Source organism: Maribacter confluentis, from assembly GCF_030505015.1.
GTDB classification, from domain to species: Bacteria; Bacteroidota; Bacteroidia; order Flavobacteriales; family Flavobacteriaceae; genus Maribacter; species Maribacter sedimenticola.
In genome coordinates, this window is the sequence record NZ_JAUKUC010000001.1 from 3746710 (window position 1) to 3765891 (window position 19182).

8 protein-coding genes and 1 pseudogene are annotated in these 19182 nt (G+C 40.3%); 4 read left to right on the top strand and 5 right to left on the bottom strand.

Going from position 1 to position 19182, the window contains the following annotated elements; translation table 11 throughout:
• Positions 1-11: 11 nt before the first annotated feature.
• From Q2T41_RS16520 to nagB, 4 genes and pseudogenes are all read right to left on the bottom strand, one after another.
• Positions 12-1568, bottom strand: a complete 1557-nt coding sequence (locus Q2T41_RS16520) for a glycoside hydrolase family 3 protein (protein ID WP_304436974.1) — start codon at positions 1566-1568, stop codon at positions 12-14.
• Positions 1561-2835, bottom strand: a complete 1275-nt coding sequence (locus Q2T41_RS16525) for an MFS transporter (protein WP_304436975.1) — start codon at positions 2833-2835, stop codon at positions 1561-1563. Before Q2T41_RS16525 ends, Q2T41_RS16520 begins: the two co-directional genes overlap by 8 nt.
• Positions 2819-4351 carry a glycoside hydrolase family 10-like protein gene (locus tag Q2T41_RS16530; protein WP_304436976.1) on the bottom strand — a complete coding sequence of 511 codons (1533 nt, stop codon included), beginning with the start codon at positions 4349-4351 and terminating at the stop codon, positions 2819-2821. Before Q2T41_RS16530 ends, Q2T41_RS16525 begins: the two co-directional genes overlap by 17 nt.
• Before the next feature lie 61 nt (positions 4352-4412).
• Positions 4413-6340: pseudogene (gene nagB, locus Q2T41_RS16535) on the bottom strand (glucosamine-6-phosphate deaminase).
• A 201-nt stretch (positions 6341-6541) separates the two neighbouring features.
• Between nagB and Q2T41_RS16540 the strand changes: the two are divergent.
• Together Q2T41_RS16540 and murQ are read left to right on the top strand one after the other, a co-directional pair.
• A complete protein-coding gene (locus tag Q2T41_RS16540) occupies positions 6542-7291 on the top strand; it encodes a DeoR/GlpR family DNA-binding transcription regulator (protein WP_144805518.1) in 750 nt (249 codons plus the stop codon).
• 4 nt (positions 7292-7295) lie between these two features.
• Positions 7296-8111: an N-acetylmuramic acid 6-phosphate etherase gene (murQ, locus tag Q2T41_RS16545; RefSeq protein WP_304436977.1), complete on the top strand. Its 816-nt coding sequence runs from the start codon at positions 7296-7298 to the stop codon at positions 8109-8111.
• A 40-nt stretch (positions 8112-8151) separates the two neighbouring features.
• On the opposite strand, the gene Q2T41_RS16550 is transcribed toward murQ, so the two are convergent.
• The gene (locus Q2T41_RS16550) at positions 8152-9273 is read right to left on the bottom strand and encodes a PQQ-dependent sugar dehydrogenase (protein ID WP_304436978.1); all 1122 of its coding nucleotides are present in this window, start codon (positions 9271-9273) and stop codon (positions 8152-8154) included.
• 125 nt (positions 9274-9398) lie between these two features.
• Here Q2T41_RS16550 and Q2T41_RS16555 point away from each other — a divergent pair, with 125 nt between their 5' ends.
• Together Q2T41_RS16555 and Q2T41_RS16560 are read left to right on the top strand one after the other, a co-directional pair.
• Complete coding sequence (locus Q2T41_RS16555) at positions 9399-18038, top strand: T9SS type B sorting domain-containing protein (protein WP_304436979.1); 8640 nt, start codon at positions 9399-9401, stop codon at positions 18036-18038.
• A 170-nt stretch (positions 18039-18208) separates the two neighbouring features.
• Entirely contained in the window at positions 18209-18922 is a 714-nt protein-coding gene (locus tag Q2T41_RS16560; protein ID WP_304436980.1) for a carboxylesterase family protein, read from the top strand.
• Positions 18923-19182: the final 260 nt, after the last annotated feature.

Consider the following 19182-nt stretch of genomic DNA (forward strand, 5'->3'; position numbering starts at 1 on the left):
AAATGATCTAATTAATTTAATGCCACCGGAAGTCTTCCATGAGCTTCAATTGTTCCTAAAAAATGAGCTGTGGCCACTTCTTGAAATTCCTTAAAATTTTGATAGACAATTACCGTAGCTTTTGTCTTGTCTATATCAAAAAATTTAAGGGCATAGGGATTGCCAAAATGATACAGCACTACGTTTTTTGTTTCTATAAGATGATTTATGAACTCAATTTCTTCCTTCAGGAATCCAAAATTGTTCGTGGGTTTTATTTGTGGTGGGGTCAGTAGTATCAACGCATCTGTCTCATCTGCAACATCATTCTGCATTTCTTTCAAGGATGCTAATATTTCTTTTTCGGATTGATCAGCACTATAGCGTTTTATTGTAATAGTGCAGTGATTTGTTTGTCTGAAATTTTCAATTGCCTTTGTAGTACCAACCTGTAACGTGAGCGATCGCTCTGCAATCTTTCGGTTTAAAGAACTAGGGTTGGTGAGCTCAATATTTGGGTCTGTATTTTGAAAAGCTTTTGTTTTAAGCTTCCAAATTCGTTCTAGACTTTTGTTAATTTGGGCAATTGATGCGTTTTTTAGTATCATTTCGATACCTTCTTTTATATGCTCCGCAAAACACAAAACGTCATTTCCGGCATTAAATGCCAGCCATTCCAATTGCCCTGGTGTAGGATAGTTTTTTGATACGGCATGCATGTTCAGCGCATCGGATATGACTACTCCGTCAAAACCCATTTCGTTTCTTAATATTCCCGTAATAATATCTTTATTGATACTAGAGGGTAAACTTCTGTCCGCTGTCAGTGCAGGTACTGATAAATGGCCTACCATTATGGAATTTACCCCATTTTTAATGAGCTGTTGAAAAGGATATAGTTCATTTTCCAAAAGCTCGGCCTTGGTTTTGTCTATTACAGGTAATCCTAAATGTGAATCTGTAGCAGTATCACCATGTCCTGGAAAATGTTTAATACTCGTAAGGATGCCTTCGCTCTGCGTTCCATTTACATATGCGGTTGCCAATGAGGTTACATGGTCTTTGTTTTCACCAAAGGAACGATAACCAATTACTGGATTATTGGGGTTGGTATTTATGTCCACTACCGGAGAGAGATTCCAATGTATACCAGCCGCTTTACAGTCTTTTGCAATTTGTTTTCCAACTTCAAACACCAAATCCAAATTGTCGGTATTAGCCCCTAAGGTTATGGCATAAGGGTATTGTGGTGTATTTTCAATACGCATTGCCAACCCCCATTCCGCATCAATTGCTATTAAAAGAGGGTATTTAGCTGCTTGTTGGTAACGGTTAATCAGTTGTTTAAGCACCTCAAAACTGTGCGTATTGTGAGCTATCTTTTTCTTTCCTTCAAAATTTGTAGCTGCACTTGCCCTGGAATGAAAAAAACACAATCCTCCAATATGGTAATTGGCTATTAAATTTTCTAGATCCCGTATCTCATCTTCGGTATCATTGATAAAAGCGGCAGGCATAAATAATTGACCTACTTTTTCCGTAGTTGTAAGTTGGTCTAGTGTCTCTTGGGTTAGCATAATCTTATTCATTGGGAACTGCTGTTTTTTTACCGAAATCTGCTGGATAGGTTATAAACTTTAATAGTAAAAGGGCTGGGAGGGCCGCAATGACCACCCAGATAAAAAAGCCGTCATAACCTAACCACTGTTGCATATAACCGCTGATCATGCCAGGCAGCATCATTCCTAAGGCCATAAAACCAGTAGCAATTGCATAATGTGATGTTTTTGATTTGCCATCCGCTATATAGATTAAATACATCAAGAAGGCTGCAAAACCAAACCCATAGCCAAATTTTTCAAATATAACCGTTGCGGTCACTGCATATATGTTGGTGGTATTCGTGAATGCCAACACCGCATATAAAATATTTGGAAGGTTTAACGAAAGGACCATAGGTAGCATCCATTTTTTTAATCCATCCTTAGAAATCAAGATTCCTCCCAATATACCTCCAATGGATAAAAAAATTACGCCAGCAGTACCAAATATAGTTCCCAACTGTTCCGTGGAATATCCTAAGCCGCCTTTATCTGGTGTGTCCAACAAAAAAGGCGATGCCATTTTAACCAATTGCGATTCTCCTAAACGGTAAGTTAAAATAAAAGCTAGAGCAATTCCTATACCCGGCTTTTTGAAAAATGAAGAAAAAACTTCCAAGAAGCCAATAGCTTTTTCGTTATTTATCCCATTTTCCGATTCATATTTTGGGGTTACAAAAAAATTGGTCACCGTCATGATCAGCATTAAGAATGCTGCCGCGGACATGGTAATGCTCCATGCCTTGGTATTGTCACCATATTTATTTTCAAGGAAACCTGCCAAAACAACAATTAATCCTTCTCCCGTGACCATGGCCAATCTATAAAACGTACTGCGCATCCCCACAAAAAAAGATTGTTTTTTTTCCGTTAGTCCCAGCATATAATAACCATCTGAAGCAATGTCATTGGTAGCAGAAGCAAAAGCGGCCATCCAGAAACAAGCAAGGGAGGAGATAAAGAACATATTGGTAGGTAGGGTAAGGCCTACGCCCAATAGGGCAATAGCTATTAGCAATTGCATGGCTAGAAACCAGTTACGCTTTGTGCTTTTTAAATCCACAAAAGGGCTCCATAGTGGTTTTAACACCCAAGGCAAGTACAATAAGCTGGTATATAGACCTATATCTTCATTGCTTACACCAAGTTTTTTGTACATGATTACCGATACGGTAACTACTAAAACATAAGGCAAACCTTGTGTAAAATATAAGACCGGTACCCATGCCCAAGCTCCTTTATCTTTTTGTACCATTCTTTTTTAATTTCTTAATATTAATTACGGTTGCCGCTGTTTCTACACCATATTTGTCTATGAAACTAAGGGCTATAAAGTTGTCGCTAATAGCTGTTTTTGGAATACTTATGGTGTTGGGGTTTTCATCCAAAAATATTTTTTTTACCAATTTCTTCATTTTGTATGCCTCCTTTACCTTACGGCCAGACTTGTATAACACTGCATATCTCATATTGACGATATCTTCTATGTGCAGAATAAATTCTTGATCGTTTAGTTCAGTAATTGCCAAACGCGGTGTAGGCACTGCTGTTATGTTCAAGGATGAAAATGAAGGGGTCAAGGCCGGTACCTTATAAAAATCTTTGCGTATTGCGTTCACAACATCCTCATTGTCGTTCATTAACGATTTTGCACTGAACATAATATTTCCTAATACCTCAGGGGTTTTTCTAGCCAGTTCTAATTGCTGAGGAAGTTCCTTTGGATGGTTCCAGGCGGGGTCACTGTTGTTTTTGACTTTATATGCGCCATTACCTATATATATGTTGGTATTGTAGCTGTTATTGGCCCACCAATCTACCAAAGTTGCGTGTGGTGCCGCTTTGAGATCAATGCTCCAATAAATTTGTGGAGCTAAGTAATCTATCCACCCATTTTTCATCCACAATAACGGATCTGCATATAAGTCCTCAAAGGTAGTTTGACCAGCTTTGGTATTGGAGCCACTTGGGTCTGTTGTTTTATTTTTCCATACCCCAAACGGACTTATTCCAAACTGGACATATGGTTTAATGGATTTAATGGTGCGGTGGGTCTGTAGTACCAAAGAATCAATATTACTACGTCTCCAATCCTCTAAATTTTGATTTGGCTTTGCATAGGTTTTAAATGCTGTTGAATCATTGAAGATTTCATCCTTAATTCTATAGGGGTAAAAATAATCATCAAAATGTATGGCATCTATATCATAATTGGTAACTATTTCACCCACAATTTCAGAGAATCTTTTTTGAACCTCTGGTAACCCGGGATTGTAATAATTCTTTTTTCCGTAATGCACCATCCATTCTGGGTGGGTACAGTAATCATGGGATTTTGAAAGAACTTCAAAATTTTCATCGAAAGTTGCCCTGTACGGATTTAACCATGCATGAAATTCCATTCCCCGCAAATGCGCTTCTTTGATCATCCAGTCCAGCACATCGGTATTCCATTCTGGAGCTTTTCCTTCTTCACCAGACAGAAATCTAGACCAAGGAGCAAATTCAGAATCGTAAAAAGCATCACCTGCAGCGCGTATTTGTACGATGACTGCATTGTAATTTTCTTTTTTGTAAAAATCTAGAATTTTTAAATAGTCTTCCTTTTGTTTCTCAGAAGTGTCATTTCCATTTTTTGGCCAGTCAATATTCACTACGGTAGCGATCCAAACCCCTCTAAATTCTGTTTTAGGATGTTTCTCATAGGTTTTAAAAACTCCACAGGAATGAAATAAAAAAATGCAAATTATTAAGATGATGTATTTTGACATATGTAGGAATGAAAAAGGCCCATTTTAGAACTAAAATAGGCCTTTTTGAATAAAGAATATGTTAATTGAATTTATGGCGTACAAAGGCTTCCATAGCGGCGTAGGAAGAAAGTCCTAACGCCTTATATTTATTGGCCGTGTCACGGTTACGTTCCTCGGCGCGCATCCAAAACTCCCTAGAGTCATCTCCTTGGAACATGACCCCATCTTTTTGAGATTGATGGCAAAATATGGCATTTCGTTTTTTCAATACCTGCCCCGGACTCATTGGTACGGCCATCTCAATTTCGTTGATATCCCATTCATGCCAAGCTCCTCTATACAGCCATAACCAGCAATCTTTCATAAACGGTTCTGATTTCAATTGCTCACAGGCTGCAAAAACAGCATCTAGACAAACTTTATGCGTTCCGTGCGGGTCTGCCAAATCTCCTGCGGCATAAATTTGATGAGGTTTTATCTTACTAATAATCTCCACCATTAATGCAATGTCCTCAGCGCTTAAATTTTTCTTTTTAATGGTTCCTGTTTCATAAAATGGCAGGTCCAAGAAGTGTACATTTTCATCCTGTAGTCCCATATATCTTGTTGCCGCATAGCTTTCCCCGCGTCTGATCTTACCTTTTAGATTTCTGACTTCGGGAGAATCTATCCTGGTCTCATTTTTGTCCGTAATGGATTTTATGATTTTTTCCGCTTCGGAAGAAGGGGTGATCTGCATTGCTATTTCGGCATATTTTCTTGCATCAACATCAGATACCGCAATATTTCCTGAGGTTTGGTAGACAATATGTACATCATGACCTTGTTCAACCAACCTGTCAAAAGTACCGCCCATTGAAATGACGTCATCATCTGGGTGTGGACTAAAGATAATGACCCTTTTTTGTGCCGGGGTTGCGCGTTCCGGTCTGTGGGTGTCATCGGCATTGGGCTTGCCCCCGGCCAACCTGTAATGGTATGCTGAAGTTTGTTGAACATTTTAATGTTTAGGTTATAGGCATCTTCCTGTGCTAAGAGATCTGCCATGCCATTGTCATTATAATCCTTATCCGTTAAACTCAATATTGTTTTACCGGTAGTTTCGCATAGCCAAACCATAGCTTTTGATTTTAGCTCGTCCGTCCAGGTACAGGCATCTACCAGCCATGGAGTCTTGTTTCTGGTAAGCTCGGTACCGGCACTTGTATCTAGTACAAACGTACAATTGTCATGGTCCTGCAAGTAGGTAGCGGGTACATGTGAGGATATTTCCCCCTCTATAGTTTTTTTGATAATATCCGCCTTGTTTTGACCCCAGCCCAAGAGTATAATACGTTTAGCCTTTTTTACCGTTGAAATACCCATTGTAATGGCTTTTCTGGGAACATTGTCTATTCCCAAGAACGATGGAGCCGCATCTACGCGAGTAATGTGGTCCAAGGTTATGACCCTTGTACCGGAATTCAAGTGTGATCCTGGTTCGTTAAAACCTATATGGCCCGTTCTACCTATACCCAACAATTGAAAATCAAGACCTCCATGTTCTTTGATCTTTCTTTCGTAGGAAAGGCAATAAGCGGTAGTTTCATCACTGCTGACCGTACCGTCTGGAATATGAATGTTTTCTTCTGGGATATCTATATGGTTGAACAAATGTTCGTGCATGAAGTAAAAATAACTTTGTATGTTATTGGGCTCCATGGGTAGATATTCATCCAAATTAAAAGTAACCACGTTTTTAAAACTTAATCCTTCTTCCTTGTGCATACGTACCAATTCTTCATATACCCTAATTGGGGAAGAGCCGGTTGCCAGTCCTAGTACACACTTTCTTTTTTGCCCCTGTCTTTTCTTGATCAGGTTGGCAATTTCTTCCGCAACTTTAATGGATGCAATGTTGGAATCTTGAAAGATTACATTATGGATTTTTTCAAAACGAGTTTCCTCAAATTGGCCAATGGGTTTATGGCTGATATCAATCTTAGAATCTTGTAAGGCGTTTTTCATAGGACAGCAATAAAATTTCGGTTTTAAATTCATGCAAATATATGCACTATTTTGCATTTATGCCGTTTTTTGCAATAAAATTTGCTTTATTTTGCTGTTAATTAATATTGATATGTTGTTTTATTAACTTTAACGTCATAAAACGGCAAGTAAATTAAAATGTTATCTTTGCCTTAATTCGCTAAAACATGTTGTTGTAAAATGCTAAAAGAGGAACGTCACAGAACTATTTTAAATGAGGTAGATCTTCATAATAGAATTTTATTGACCGATATCGCAGAGGCCTTGGATGTATCTATCGATACCGTTAGAAGAGATGTTAAGGAGCTGGATGCGGAGAAAAAATTACGAAAAGTACACGGTGGTGCCATATCCATGGGTTTTATGAGCAATAGTGCACGTAATACCAATATTTATAAGCTAGACCAAAAAATGGCGATTGCCACCAAGGCAATAAGTTTATTGAAAGATGGTGCCGTTATCTTTATAGATGGGGGCACAACTTGTTTGGAAATGGCCAGAATTATACCGGAAAACCTAAACCTTACCTGTTTTACGATAAGTCTGCCGGTTGCCATGGAACTTTCCAATAAAGAAAATATCAGTGTAATTTCCATTGGAGGACAAATTGCGAAGGAAGCACAGATAGCAATTGGGGCAAATGCCATACACCATTTATCGGAAATTAGGTTTGACTATAGTTTTATAGGTACGGGTTATGTAGACGCTATTTATGGGCTAACGGAGTTTGATTGGGATATCGTTCAGATTAAAAAAGCGGTAATCAAGGCATCAAAAAAAACGGTTCTGTTGTCCATTTCTGAAAAATTGAACTCACAACACCGCTATAAAACCTGTGATATCAATTCCATTAATACTATGATTACAGAATTAAAACCGGAAAACACCCTGCTCAATGCGTTTAAAAACCATGATATAAAAATTATTTAAGTATATGGATTACAAAAAAATCACTGAAATGCCATCCAATCACGACCATTTGGAAATGATGGATACCGCAACGATCTTGCAAAAAATGAACGAGGAGGATGAAAAAATTGCGGCTGCGGTAAAAAAAACCATACCACAGATTACAATTTTAGTAGATGCGCTGGCAACCCGTTTTGATCAAGGTGGTAGACTGTTTTACATAGGTGCAGGTACAAGTGGTCGTTTAGGTATTCTGGATGCTTCTGAAATACCCCCAACTTTTGGAATGCCCCATGAACGAGTGGTAGGTCTTATCGCGGGCGGTGATACTGCGATCAGAAAAGCTGTAGAAAATGCAGAAGATGCAATGGAACAGGCATGGGTAGATTTAAAAGAGCATCAAATTACGGAAAAGGATGTTGTAGTTGGTATAGCAGCATCCGGTAGTACGCCTTATGTGGTTGGTGGGCTTAAAGCGGCAAAGGCCAATGGGATCCTTACTGCTGCCATTACCAATAACCCAGGGTCGCCGATAGCTAAAATTGCAGATGTCCCCATAGAAATCAATGTTGGTCCAGAGTTCCTTACCGGTAGTACAAGAATGAAAAGTGGTACATCGCAAAAATTGGCATTGAACATGATTTCCACTGCGTTGATGATAAAAATTGGAAGGGTAAAGGGGAACAAAATGGTAAATATGCAAATGAGCAATGATAAGCTGGTGGACCGAGGAACCCGCTACATTATGGAGGATTTAGGTATTGGCTATGCGGAAGCTGAAAAACTTCTCAAAAAATATGGATCCGTTAAATTAGCGGTAGAGTCTGTTAAGGGTAATTGAATTTATACTTTTTTAAACAGAATTAATAGTTCCTGAATAATCATTTTTTGGGGACTAACCTGTAAATTCCTTTTCCTTCTACCGCTACATAAATTAAGCCGTCCGGGCCTTCCTTTACTGCTCTGACCCTTCCTAAATTTGGCATAAGTTTCTCGCGTAAGGTCACCTTGTTTCCGTTCAGTTCCAAACGTTCAAGGTATTGAAAGGCCAAAGACCCTACCAGTAAGCTGCCTTTCCATCCCTTATATTTGTTTGACGTTACATAAGCCATACCGCTAGGGGCAATGGAAGGCACCCAGTAGTGTATGGGGTTCTCCATACCGGAAATACTCTTTTGATCCGTTATTGGTGTGCCCCTATAGTTAATGCCATAAGTGGCCAATGGCCATCCGTAGTTAGCTCCTTTTTTAATAATGTTGATTTCATCCCCGCCTCTAGGTCCGTGCTCATTGTCCCAAATTTCTCCCGTAACGGGATGTTTTATCAATCCTTGGGGATTACGGTGTCCGTAGCTATATATAGCCGTTTTGGCACCATCCACACCTACAAAAGGATTATCCGCTGGAATTCTGCCATCATCATGTAATCGATAGATTTTACCGCCATCTCGTTTTATGTCCTGTGGGTTGATATCCCGGTCGCCTCTTTCCCCTATGGAAAAGTAGAGGTAGCCTTCATTGTCAAACGCTATTCTGGACCCAAAATGTTGGCCTTTGGTGGTATTGGGTACGGCCTTGTACAATTGTTCAACATCCGTTAGTTTATCATTACTCAATTTAGCCCTCATTAGTGCGGTGTTACCTCCTTTTTCATCGCCCGATGCAGAGGCGAGAGTGATATAAATCCATCCGTTTTTGTCGTAATTCGGGTGTAGGGCAATATCCAAAAGCCCACCCTGACCACGCTGATAAACATCGGGAACATTACCGATCATCGATTTTTTGCCATCCTTAAAATGAATCAATTTTCCCGATTTTTCTGTAATCAATATACTTTTATCCGGAAGGAATGCAAACCCCCATGGAATCTGTAGCTGATCGACGAACAACTCTGCGTCAAAAACAGAAGTGTTTGGTGTAATCACTTTGTTTTCAATATTTTGTGCACAAGAGGAATTGAGCATTACAACAAATAAAAGCTGTAGAACGATACTTTTTTTCATATTGAGACGTTAGAAATATATTAAAGGACTAATCATTATTTAAAGATAAAATATAAGTATAAAAAATTACAACAAAGAACGGTAAAGATCCCAAATCGCATTGTTCTTAAAATTTCACTTAACCTATGCTCCCAAAACAACAACGGTATACGTTGGTTGTACTATTACTGATATTGATATCCGTAGCTGGTACAACTGCAATAGCCAACTCTAAGGTAAGTACCCTTTTTGAGGAAGTGTCTTTAGCTTTTGATAAGGCTGTTTCTACCACAGAAAAAAAACAACCCCAACAAACCAAGAAAAAGAATGCGCAACTTATTGCCAAAGCAACTTCAACGGCAATGTTTGCAACAATCATTCAAGGGGCGGATAATCTTGAAAATTGTGACGACAACGGTTTTACGGTTGCACGCTTTAATCTTTGCGGTGACTATGATGACCGTATCATAAGTCTTTCCGGTGGGCCATACAGTAATGTCTCATGGCAAGTATTGGGTGGGTCGTGTAGTCCGGATATTAATACGGAATGTCCAAATACCGGTGCATGTTACACGGAAGTTGCCGATCAACAGACCTTTACCTTGGACGCCAGTTCCGTGCCCTCTACACAAGGTGCGGAATATCGTGTTGTAGCCAATGGTCAAATCTATTATTTTAAAGTTAAGAAAAGTACCATAAACCAAACTTATGAAAAGCAAGACTTCATTTGTGGAGTAGATGGTAGGATCCAAATTACCAACTTGTCCAGTGCTTATGAATTCAGTATTAGCGATGGCAGTGGTTTTGGGGCTTGGCAAGGACCTATATTCCCTAATTTGGCAGCGGGCACCTATAATGTTAAAGCCCGATTAAAAAATACGGCGAATACCTGTGAATATCCTTATGAGCCTATAATTATTGAAGAAAGAAATATTGATATTACCGCAACTTTCCAAGATGCGCTATGTAATGGCGACACCGGTAGCATCACCGTAAACGCATCAGGAGTACCAGGGCCTTACAAATATACTTTGCTGAATTCCAACGGTGTACGTCAGGAATTTACCGCATTTATGCCTGACAGTTCCTATACGTTCTCGGCGGTAGGTTTTGGTTCTTATATCGTACAAGTGGAAACCTATCAATGTACGGGTGATCCGGGTAACGGAATCAATCCTCCAAGGCAGCATTTAGATGTTAATGGAAATACGTTGACAATTGGTGCGGGTGCCTCTGCCTTGGACGCCTCTACAGAGGTCAATAGTAGTTTTGGCTGTTCGGATATTTCAAGTGTGGATATTATTTTAAATACAAACGGCGGTTCTGCGCCTTATACATTTACAGTGAACAATGGTGCGGTACAACCTGCTTTTGGTAATGCTTCTACGGATACGGGAAGTACGATCTTTACCGTAACTTCCGCTGGTACCTATGATTTTATTATTACGGATAGTAATGGTTGTACCATTAGTGCTTCATCAGATGTTGAAACACTGTCTCCACCAGATGTAACTGTGGCCGGTATTGATGGTAGCTGTAGTAACGGGGGTGCTAAATTGGATTTTACCATAAACAATGGACGGGGGTATAACATATCTTTTCGTGAAAGTGCCTCTGCCCCTTGGGTGAGCACTCCCCAGATATCTGTTGCTGCAGGTACATATAATGATATAGAAGTTCGTTATCAACAAGGCGACTTTGAGTGTACTTTGGCAATGCCTTCCATTACTGTTAATACGGTAGGCTCTTTAACGGGATCGGCCAATAAAGTTTCTGATGTTACCTGTACCAGTAGTGGTACCGTAGGTGGACAAATAGATTTTGTGGGACCATTTTCAGGTGGTTCTGGTAGCGGTTATGAATTTAGTATAGATGGTGTGCATTTTACGAGTATTACCTCTTATTCTGATTTGTCTCCGGGTACGTACACACCTATTATCCGTGATGCCGGTGGTTGCCGATTGGAATTGACATCAATTGAAATTTTGGATATTGATTCACCTACGGATTTGGCTTTTGTGCAATCTAACGTGAGTTGTTCCGCCGGGACATCTGATGTACAACTGACGCCAACCAGCAATGCGGCCATCAATAGGTATGAAATTATTAGCCCATCTTACGTTGATAATGGTAACAATGATACCTTTATTGGCCTACTGACTTCACAAGCTTATATTTTTCAAATCACTGATGTAAACGGATGTACCTATACGGAAGGTTTTAGGCCTATAGTTACCAGCTCTATTAGAGTGCGCGTAAAATCTGGAGGAGATTTAAGGGTATGTAGCGGTGCTGCAGATGGTTCCGGTACTTTTATTGTTGATGGTTTTTCAAATACATATACCTATGATATCAATGGTGGACTTTATACCGGTGGGCCCCAAAATGACGCTGAAGTTATCTTGCCATTATCCGGTGCAGGTACATATACCATTACTATAACGGACTCGGATACAGGGTGTACGGACACCGCTTCTTTTGATATTGAGGAAGCGACCACCTTGGACTTGACCTCAAGTGTAGTAACACCAATGAGTTGTGATAATAATAATATTGGTAGGGTAGAAGCAATAACCACTGGAGGATGGGGAGGTTATAAATATGCACTTGAATATCCTTCCGGTTATAATACTGGAGTCGTATCAGGTAACATATTTGGTAATCTGACAGAAACTACGGATGCGCTAGATCCATCCGATGTATATACATTAACGGCTATTGATAGTGAAGGTTGTAGTACCACATTTACCTTTGACCTTGAAGCTAGGACTGCACCAAGTATTAGTATTGCAGCTGCAGACCTGTGTTATTCGCCAACCAATACTTCGTCTGTAACCGTTACAAGTTCAGGTGGGGGAACAGGACATGTTTATAGAATAAATAACGGGGGCTTTACCGCATCACCTACGTTCAACAATTTGTTCCCGGGAACATATACTATTGAAGTGCAGGATGATAACAATTGTCGAAGTTCTGTTAATATAACAATACCACCACAGATCAATGTTCAATTATCCGTTGATGATGAAATACCATGTGCCGGTAGCGGTACCATGGGTATTACTGTTAATGGTGGTAATATATCCGATTTGACCAATACCTCATATACCATTTTCAAGGATGGCTCTCCGGTAGCGTCCGCAACAGGTCTTCAATTACCATCAAATTCATTTGATTTTGCAATTGGTTCCCTGGAACATGGTACATATACCGTTTCTGTAGAGGACAATAATGGTTGTACGGATATAAGCGAACCTATCATTTTTGAAGCTCCATCTACCATTACCGCTATGCATAGAGCTGTTGGTCCCAGTTGTGGCGATGCCAACAGTGGTTTTATAGATATTACGCCAGATCCTACGGTAGGTATACCACCGTATGAAATTAAATTTGGACCTGCCGGTAGTTTAAGTTATTCCGTGGCAGATGACGGTGCATACCAATATTCTTCTCAAACTACATATTCTGGGTTACCGATCGGTGATTATGAGTACGTGGTCAAGGATGGTAGAGGTTGTTTAATACCTGGTGTTGTAACAGTAACGGTAGCTGCAGATGGTACAGTGGCACCAAATGCAACGGTTGCGCCAATTGATGCTACCTGTATTGGTAATGTGGTTTCCGGAGGTATTGAAATAACTACCGTAAGTGGAGGTGTGCCAGAATTTGTGTATATCGTTGAAGACCTTTTTGGAAATGAAATTACAAGAGTGGAAACGGATGGTTCAACAATTTACCCTTTAAATATCACCCATTCAGATATTGTACAAGGAAACTATCAATTGGTTACTTTGGACTCTAGAGGTTGTAGGGATGTGGATACGGTTACAATTGGTAATGCAACGGTACAGATTCAACCGGATAATACGTTATTGCCGCCAACATGTACACCGGGCGGATTTCCCTATTGCGTAGATATTGTTGGTGGTACTGGACCATTTGAAATCCGTATTTTAGATGGTACTAATCCGCCGTATATTTCATTGGGAGGTACACCTCCAAGTGAAATAAGAAGGTATTGTTTTCCAAATATTCAATTTGGTGAGGTATTTACGGTTGAGGTAGTAGATACGTTCTCGGGTTGTATGTACCAAGAAATTATTGAGGTGCCGCAAGGACCTTCTACCGTAGACGTAAACCTTGCTATTGATAATGCTACCTGTATTCCTGGAAATGAAGTAGGATTGACCTATTCTGTTACAGGTACTACGGGGTTATTGGATATTGAAATACGAAATACAGAGACAGGAGACCTGTTTATTGCCGAAACAAGATCAGAAACAAATTTCACATACCAAGTTCCAGAAGGTGCTTATAGTATCTTGGTTTTTGATAATGGTACACAATGTTCAGATGGTGCACAGGCAGAAGCTCTTTTGAATGCTCCAAGGGTGGATATTTTGGAAAATATAAACTCTAACTGTAATGCGGAAGGCCAACTTACCGTAAGGGGTAGTGGTGGTGCACCTTTTGCTACCGGTAGTCCTTATGAATATGCTTACGTGCCTGCAGGTACCCCTGTAGATGAAAATGGAACACTTACTCCCGGTGATCCGTCTGACGATTTTACGGATGCCTCTACCGTTACGTTGCCTGGTGCTCCCGGAGCGGGAATTGAATATGATATTTGGGTGAGGGATTCCAGGAATTGCTCCTATAGGATTTCAGCGGCAATAATTACGGAAGACCCACCATTGCCGGCGCCCACTTTTTTGGTAAGTAACCAATGTGATGTAACTGCGGCTAGCTTTACCATTGACCTATCCTTACCGGCCTATATTAATACGCCAACCTTTACCTTGGGCGGTGTAAGTCAACTAGGTACCAGGGCCAATGATACCGATCCTTGGATCACAACCTTTACCGTTAACAGTGTAGGGGTGTACCATGTAGATGTTATGGATGCAAACGGCTGTGTTGGTGCTGCCGATCCTGAAGTGTATCAGGTATTATCCGCAACAGGTGAATTCTCCAGACCGCCAAATTGTACGGATTCTGATGGGGAAATTACGGTTTATGCCAATGGTGGTAGCGGTAATTTTAATTTTGAATTACAGGATAGCTTAGGAAATTATATCGCTGATAATGCTACAGGAGTATTTACAGGAGTACCGGCAGGGGAATACCAAGTTGTGCTGGTGGATGATCTTGTAAATGACGGTACCATTTATTGTCCGTTTACCGTATATGATATTATAAGTACCATACCTACGGCTCCTAGTATTATAGCTGACGGGGCAAGCAATATAAGTTGTAACGGGGCGGATGACGGTAGTATCAACTTAATATTGGCCGGTGGGTCAGATGTTGATGGGATTGCCGCATATAATTTATACACAGGCACCTTGCCATTACCCAGTTCGGCAACGCCAATGACTACTAACCTGTCTGGTTCATTTACAGGTTTAAGTGCTGGGGATTATGTTGCTGAGGTTGTAACAGATCTGGGATGTACGGACCTTGTAGAGGTGACAATTAGCGAACCTGCGGTATTTTCAATAGAAGCTTCGGCTCCGGATTTTGCTTGTGAACCGGGTGCAAACCGTTATAGCTCAACCATTATTTCAATAAATGTTTTAGATCCGGGCACTGTTGGATCTGGGTATCAGTATAGTATCACCGGGTTCTCCAACTATCAATCTGGCAATACGTTTGAAATTGTCGATAATGGTTATCCACAGGACATAACCGTTTATGCAATAGATGGTAATGGATGTCAAACTACTTTTGATGTGCCTAGAATCTATCCGCCTACGGATGTGGTTCCATCTATAATAAATGTGGAACCTCTAAATTGTAGGGATGATGAAGTGGTACGTATCCAAGTTTTGGGTACTACGGATTTTACGGTGAATACAATTTCGGTCGCAAGCGTTACTCCTGTAACTAATACAACAGGAAATGACTATGTAGATGTTTTATTGCCTGCTGCCGGCGATTATCTTTTTGAGGTTGTTGATAATACGGTTGGCTGTACGTATCCTATGCCGGTTCATACGGTTATTGAACCTCTGCAACCAAGGGTCGTCATAAGCGAGGCTAAACCAGTAAGTTGTGCTAACCCAGGAAATGATGGGGCATTGTTCATTACGGTCAGTGATTATTCCGGTATATTTGATTATACCGTCTATGAGGCAGATGACATTTCAAGAACAACTCCCTTGGCTACGGGAACGTTCAATACGGCCAATTTTCCGGATGGTAATGGTGATGAAGCAAGAATAGAGAATTTACCCGGTGGAAACTTAATAGTGGATATAGTATCCGTAGGTATGCCATTCTGTTCGGCAACCAGTAACGTAGCTAATATTAGAACCCCTAATGGACCGTTAACGGTTAATGCAGTTGCAATTGGTAATGTTAGTTGTACTAACGATACAGGTGAAATAGAAGCCACAGGTACCGGAGGATGGGACAACTTACCTTATGAATACCGTTTGTTAATGAGCGCCGATGGTGGGGCAACATATACTACTGAAATAGCGGCATTTTCTAACGTCAATAGCTTTACGGGATTATCTTATGGTTTTTATCAAGTGGAAATACGTGATTCTGAATTGTGTACGGACACTTTTGAAATTGAATTGGATGAAGTTCCACAAATTGTAGCAGGTATAAGAGAGCCCCAGGGCCTTGACTGCCCCAACGGGAACAATGCGGTACTGGAGGCTTTTGATGTTACCTCTGGCGATAGTGCAACGGCAATTGCCGGGGCAAGTGGTGGTTTTGCCGGTGCAGGATATAATTACACTTTGCTTTACCTTAATAGTAATGATAATACGGATATCATTTCCCAAAGTGGATTACAGAATACACCTACCTTTATTGGTGATAGTGGAGGTTACATTAGTGCTGGTTGGTATGCAATTGAGGTTTCTTCCAGTTTTGGATGTTCTTTTGTTACCGATGCCTATTATGTTGACCCACCTCCGCCAATCCAACCCCTTTTGGTGCAGACCAGAGTACCAGGTTGTGGTGGTGACGGAGAAATGAGGTTGACCGTTGAAAATCCCGATCTTTCTTTTTCTTATGAATATTTAAGGGTAGAGAACAATGTGGCAATAGGTGGTTACGAACCTATGAACGGTACTTCAATATTAATATCAGGAGTAGAAGGAATTACTTATCAGTTTGATGTGAGAAAGGTAAATTCCGCCGGTGCTTGTCCTTCAATTAGGAGTAATGGTATTACTATGACCAATGCTACCGGAATTACGTTATTGCCCAATTTACCCGATGATATTTCCTGTGCCTCTGAGTTGGATGGCCGTATAGAATCCTTTGTTAATGGTGGTGTGGGCGAAGACTTGTTTTACCTTTTTGAAGGTGATCCAATTGATGCTTTTAACCCTGTTGCAACCGCTACTATGGTTAGAGGGCCTCAGGACAATGGTACTTTTGAGGGCCTTCCGGAAGGAACAAATTATTATATAGCGGTAACGAGTGGATCCACTTGTATGGATATAGCGGGACCATTTGAGATTGTTAGACCGGAACCTATTGTTTTTGATGCCATTGCTACCAATGTCACCTGTAGCGGTGAGGCGGACGGTTCTATAACTATAACCGTTAGTGAAGGAGGTGTTGGTTTAATACAATTTGCGATCGCACCTAATTTTAATGAATTCTTTAGCGATGCTGAAAATCCTGGCAGTTATACGTTTGATGAACTTGAAGCCGGATCTTATGAAATTTTGATACAGGACGAAAATGGTTGTTTTGAAAAAGATGTCATTACCATTGAGGCTCCCGATCAAATACAGATAGTGGATATAGAGACCATGGCAGAACTATGTATAGGTGCCAATGATGGCTCAATGTCCTTTAACATTATTGGTGGTACCCCTTTTACGGACGTATTGGTCAGTAATACCCCATACTATGAATATAAAATTGAAATGATCGATCCAGTTGATGAAACAGGAACGGAAACTTTTCAACCCTATTTAGGCGATCGTATAGAAAACTTACAAGGAGGGGCTTCTTATGCAATCTATGTTCAGGATGTAAATCTCTGTGGAACCATGGAAGTTTTTACCGTAAATATTGGGGTTGACCTTTCTGCCGCACCACAAGTTCAATATGGTTGTGATGGTATATTTCCAACAAATACCACTACGATTAACTGGGGCGGAGATGTTCAGGCATCACAATTAATGTTCGCTTTAGATCCCATAGATCCTACAGACCCTATTAGTGCCAATGCAACGGAGGAATATATTTGGGGAGATTTGCCAGCTGGGGACCATACAGTCTATATCTATCATGAAAATGGGTGTACAAATAGTGTGGAATTTTCTATAGATAGTTATGAGCCCTTAAGTCTTTCCGTTGATAAAACTGGTCCAAATGAAATTGTGGCCGTGGCCACCGGTGGTTTTGGTAACTACGAATTTTTCTTTAATAGTAGGTCTTATGGTACGGAAACTACGTACACGACAAATGAAAGCGGAATGGTAAATGTTAGGGTAGTGGACCAAATGGGATGTGAGCTGCAATTAGATGTGCCGTTTGAGTTTACGGGAATGTTGGAGTTTCCAAATTTCTTTTCACCAGATGGAGATAACCTGAACGACATTTGGTCTCCTAATAATAGAGACCTGTTTGATGGGGTTGTCGTCAAAATATATGACCGTTACGGTAGGGTTGTAGCAGTTCTGGACGAGGTAAGTGGTTGGGACGGAACCTACGAAGGTAAAGAAGTGCCTACTGGAGATTATTGGTATGTTGTCAATGCCAATACCGCAGAAATAAGATATGTTGGCCATTTTACCTTATATAGATAGGTAAATACACTTTAAAGTAAAAAAAGAGCTAAAACATTTTAGCTCTTTTTTTATGCAAACAGGTTATATAGGCTTTCACGGGTAGGATTATAATTCCTTTAGCGTATTATTATTTTAGACTGTAACCCATCCTTTTTTGGTACATTTGATAGACTAATTCACTGTCATCAATGAAGTATATTTTATATGTAATTCTACTTGTACTATTTCAAAATTGTGCTTCCCAAGAAAGAGCAATCTTAATCGATGATGCCATGGAGACCAATGTAAGGGAGCATCTTGCCTATTACCTATACTATCCGGAAAATTACGAAACCGAGCCAGAAAAGGATTTTCCTATTTTGCTTTTTTTGCACGGTGGAGGCGAATCTGGCGATAGCCTGGTGACCGTTAAACGAAATGGTCCTCCAAAACTTATTGCCCAAGGGAAGAAATTTCCTTTTTTGATTTTGGCCCCTCAAAACCCCAATGAAAAAAAATGGTGGAACACAAGGGCCGTGAAACAATTGTTGGACTCTATAGTGGCGACTAATAGAATAGATAAAAGACGTATCTACTTAACGGGCCTTAGTAGAGGCGGAGGTGCTGCGTGGGAACTTGCGGTTCAGTACCCTGAAACCTTTGCCGCAATGGCCGTTGTTTGTGGTATGACGCCGGTGCCCTATGCATCTTGGATCAATAAAAAAATGCCAATTTGGGTGTTTCATGGAGAAAAGGATAAGTCTATCCCAATTGAAGAATCTGAAACTATGGTGGATCGACTTAAGGAAATGGGGTATGATGTCCTATTTACCAAATATCCAAATGTTGGGCATAGTGCATGGATAAAGGCTTATGAGACCGATGCATTGTACGACTGGTTTATGAATCAGGAATTAAACTAGTTAGAAGTATAGGGCATGGATAGCAGAAGGAATATTAAATACACTTTAATTTAAATTCTGCTCCTGCTGCTGGCTTATGGGATTTGGTCCATAAGGAACTCTATGAAGATTTCGGATTATCTTGAGCCTGAAATAGTGGCTACACATTATAACGGGGCTAATTTTGTTGGTTCTGAAACATGTATGGAATGTCATCCGGATATTTATAAATCTCGGTCGTAAAATCCTACAGTGCCAAATGGGGAAGATTACATCTATTG

What these genes read in the sequence shown, in the direction of transcription:
- Q2T41_RS16520 (WP_304436974.1), bottom strand. Translation starts at nt 1,568, where the DNA reads ATGAATAAGATTATGCTAACCCAAGAGACACTAGACCAACTTACAACT.
- Q2T41_RS16525 (WP_304436975.1), bottom strand. Translation starts at nt 2,835, where the DNA reads ATGGTACAAAAAGATAAAGGAGCTTGGGCATGGGTACCGGTCTTATAT.
- Q2T41_RS16530 (WP_304436976.1), bottom strand. Translation starts at nt 4,351, where the DNA reads ATGTCAAAATACATCATCTTAATAATTTGCATTTTTTTATTTCATTCC.
- Q2T41_RS16540 (WP_144805518.1), top strand. Translation starts at nt 6,542, where the DNA reads ATGCTAAAAGAGGAACGTCACAGAACTATTTTAAATGAGGTAGATCTT.
- murQ (WP_304436977.1), top strand. Translation starts at nt 7,296, where the DNA reads ATGGATTACAAAAAAATCACTGAAATGCCATCCAATCACGACCATTTG.
- Q2T41_RS16550 (WP_304436978.1), bottom strand. Translation starts at nt 9,273, where the DNA reads ATGAAAAAAAGTATCGTTCTACAGCTTTTATTTGTTGTAATGCTCAAT.
- Q2T41_RS16555 (WP_304436979.1), top strand. Translation starts at nt 9,399, where the DNA reads ATGCTCCCAAAACAACAACGGTATACGTTGGTTGTACTATTACTGATA.
- Q2T41_RS16560 (WP_304436980.1), top strand. Translation starts at nt 18,209, where the DNA reads ATGAAGTATATTTTATATGTAATTCTACTTGTACTATTTCAAAATTGT.